The organism is Streptococcus cristatus (assembly GCF_001578775.1).
Classification (GTDB): domain Bacteria; phylum Bacillota; class Bacilli; order Lactobacillales; family Streptococcaceae; genus Streptococcus; species Streptococcus cristatus_A.
Genome location: NZ_KQ969062.1, coordinates 1,697,555 through 1,700,326, shown reverse-complemented (window position 1 = coordinate 1,700,326; position 2,772 = coordinate 1,697,555). Strand labels below are relative to the sequence as shown.

The following is a 2,772-nucleotide window of genomic DNA, read 5'->3' as shown; positions in this document are numbered from 1 at the left end:
CCTTGCTTTCGAAATCAAAAAAGAATTCTCAAAAAATGGATTGGCTAGTTGTTTTGACTGGCCTTTTTGATGGCTGAGATATGTTTTCATAAGCATCTAGGGAAAAATCCTGCTTAATTTCCAATCTTAAAAACTCTTTTAGGGTAAAAATTTGCTATAATAGAGAAAGATAAATTTGAAGGGAGCAGGGAATGTCTGTAAAGGTCAAAGATTTGATTGAAAAAGTCCGTTTACGCATCGTTTACGGCAGTGATGACCTCTTAGAAAAGGAGATTTCGACATCGGATATTTCGCGGCCGGGTCTTGAAATGACCGGCTATTTTGACTACTACACGCCAGAACGGATTCAGCTGATTGGGATGAAGGAGTGGTCTTATCTGATGAAGATGACATCCCACAACCGTCATCAAGTCCTTCTGAAAATGTTTCAGCCAGAAACGCCAGTTGTCATTGTGGCGCGTGATTTGGAGATTCCTGAAGAAATGCGGCGAGCAGCTGAAGAAAAGCAAATCGCGATTCTTACCAGCCGCACATCAACTAGTCGTTTATCAGGGGAAATTTCTAGTTTCCTTGACTCACGCTTGGCGGTCAGAACCAGTGTCCATGGAGTTTTAATGGACATCTACGGAATGGGCGTGCTGATTCAAGGAGACAGTGGTATCGGTAAAAGTGAAACTGGTCTTGAGTTAGTCAAGCGTGGCCATCGGTTAGTGGCGGATGACCGGGTTGATATCTTTGCCAAGGATGAAATGACTCTCTGGGGAGAGCCTGCTGAGATTCTTCGCCATCTCTTGGAAATTCGTGGTGTCGGTATTATTGATGTGATGAGCCTTTACGGAGCTAGTGCGGTCAAGGATTCTTCACAGGTACAGATTGCCGTCTATCTTGAAAATTATGATACTAATAAGACCTTTGACCGTCTGGGTAATAATGCAGAAGAACTGGAAGTTTCCGGTGTCAGAATTCCTCGTATTCGCATCCCAGTTAAGACAGGACGCAACATTTCTGTCGTGATTGAAGCCGCAGCCATGAACTATCGGGCTAAGGAAATGGGCTTTGATGCCACCAAGATTTTTGAAGAACGACTGACTAATCTGATTAGCCAGAATGAGGTGAAAGATGCTTGATCCAGTAGCTTTTTCAGTCGGTCCCTTTAGTATTCGTTGGTATGCGATTTGCATTGTCACTGGCTTGATTTTAGCCGTTTACTTGGCTATGAAGGAAGCGCCACGCAAAAAGATGATTCCAGATGATATTCTTGATTTCATTTTGATTGCCTTCCCCTTAGCCATCCTTGGAGCGCGATTTTACTATGTGATTTTTGAATGGTCTTATTATGGCAAGCATTCTCTGATTGAGATTTTTCAGATTTGGAATGGTGGTTTAGCCATTTACGGTGGTTTGATCACTGGTGCCCTTGTCCTCTATTTCTTTTCACAAAGAAGGCTGATCAATCCTGTTGATTTCTTGGATATTGCAGCGCCTAGTGTCTTGATCGCTCAGAGTATCGGCCGTTGGGGCAATTTCTTTAACCAAGAAGCCTATGGAGCGGTGGTCAAAAATCTTAATTATCTACCGTCCTTCATCCGCAACAATATGTACATAGATGGTGCTTATCGCCAGCCAACCTTCTTATACGAATCCCTTTGGAATTTACTTGGTTTTGCCCTACTGCTGATTTTACGCCGCCGCCCTAGATTCTTCCGCCAGGGAGAATTGGCAGCCTTTTACCTGATTTGGTACGGTTTTGGCCGGATGATTATCGAGGGTATGCGGACTGATAGTCTCATGTTCTTGGGTGTGCGTGTATCTCAGTGGCTGTCTGCAGCTCTGATTTTACTCGGCATCGGCATTATGATTTACCAAAGAAAAAAACAAGCCCCCTATTATCAAGAATGAGAGGAGAATATTATGCTTGAAATTGCTTATACTTTAGTTGCTGTCGCTTTGATTGTTTTTCTAATCTACATGACCCTCACCGTCAAAACTATCGGTGATAAGGCTGCAAAAATGCTGGATGAGACCGAAAATACGATCAAAGTGTTGACTTCTGATGTCAATGTTACCCTGCATCAAACCAATGATTTGATTGCCAAAGTCAATGTGTTGACAGATGATATTAACCACAAAGTAGCAACGATTGATCCGCTTTTCAATGCGGTGGCAGACTTATCCGAATCAGTCTCTGATTTAAACGATCAGGCGCGTGTTTTAGGAAAAAAGGCAGTCGCAGCAGGAAGCACGACAGCCAAAACAACAGCAGGTCTAACGGCCCTTCGTTTGTTTACAAAATTATTCAAAAAATAAGAAAGTAGGTTTACTATGGGAAAAATTTCATCACTTTTATTAGGTGCTGTGTCTGGTGCAGCTGCAGCGTACTTTCTAACCAGCAAAAAAGGCAAAGAAATCACTGAAAAAGTTCAAGACTTTGTCGTCGATTATCGTGAAGATCCAGACAAGACTCACGAAGCCGTTGTCCAATCAGTAAAGGACTTTTCAGATCAGGCTGTTAAGGCCATCAACCAAACCAAAGAAAAGGTTGAAAATGGCGAAATTACAGCTGAAACAGTATTGGAGTCTGTTAAGGATACGACCAAGTCAGTAGTAGACTATTCGCAGGATAAATTCCAAGAAATCAAAGAAAAGTTTGAAAAAGAAGAGGAAATTCTTGAAGAAGAAATTTCTGATATCGTGGTGGAAGAAGGAGAAAAAGCCCCTTCCGAAGAAATCATCATTGATTTAGAAACAGAAGAACTTGAAAAATAAAAAATA

General features: G+C 42.0%; 4 protein-coding genes. All 4 read left to right on the top strand.

Going from position 1 to position 2,772, the window contains the following annotated elements; all coding sequences use genetic code 11:
- The first annotated feature begins 191 nt into the window (after positions 1-191).
- Genes hprK through SCRDD08_RS08280 form a run of 4 tightly spaced genes read left to right on the top strand, consistent with a single transcriptional unit; the run spans position 192 to position 2,766 of the window.
- A complete protein-coding gene (gene hprK, locus SCRDD08_RS08295; protein WP_048792079.1) occupies positions 192-1,127 on the top strand; it encodes an HPr(Ser) kinase/phosphatase in 936 nt (311 codons plus the stop codon).
- Positions 1,120-1,899, top strand: coding sequence for a prolipoprotein diacylglyceryl transferase (gene lgt / locus SCRDD08_RS08290; RefSeq protein ID WP_061423200.1), 780 nt, complete (start codon positions 1,120-1,122; stop codon positions 1,897-1,899). Before hprK ends, lgt begins: the two co-directional genes overlap by 8 nt.
- Positions 1,900-1,911: 12 nt before the next feature.
- Positions 1,912-2,307 carry a DUF948 domain-containing protein gene (locus SCRDD08_RS08285; RefSeq protein WP_061423199.1) on the top strand — a complete coding sequence of 132 codons (396 nt, stop codon included), beginning with the start codon at positions 1,912-1,914 and terminating at the stop codon, positions 2,305-2,307.
- Positions 2,308-2,322: 15 nt separating this feature from the next.
- Positions 2,323-2,766 (top strand): YtxH domain-containing protein, encoded by a 444-nt coding sequence (locus SCRDD08_RS08280; protein ID WP_061423198.1) that lies wholly within the window; start codon positions 2,323-2,325, stop codon positions 2,764-2,766.
- Positions 2,767-2,772: the final 6 nt, after the last annotated feature.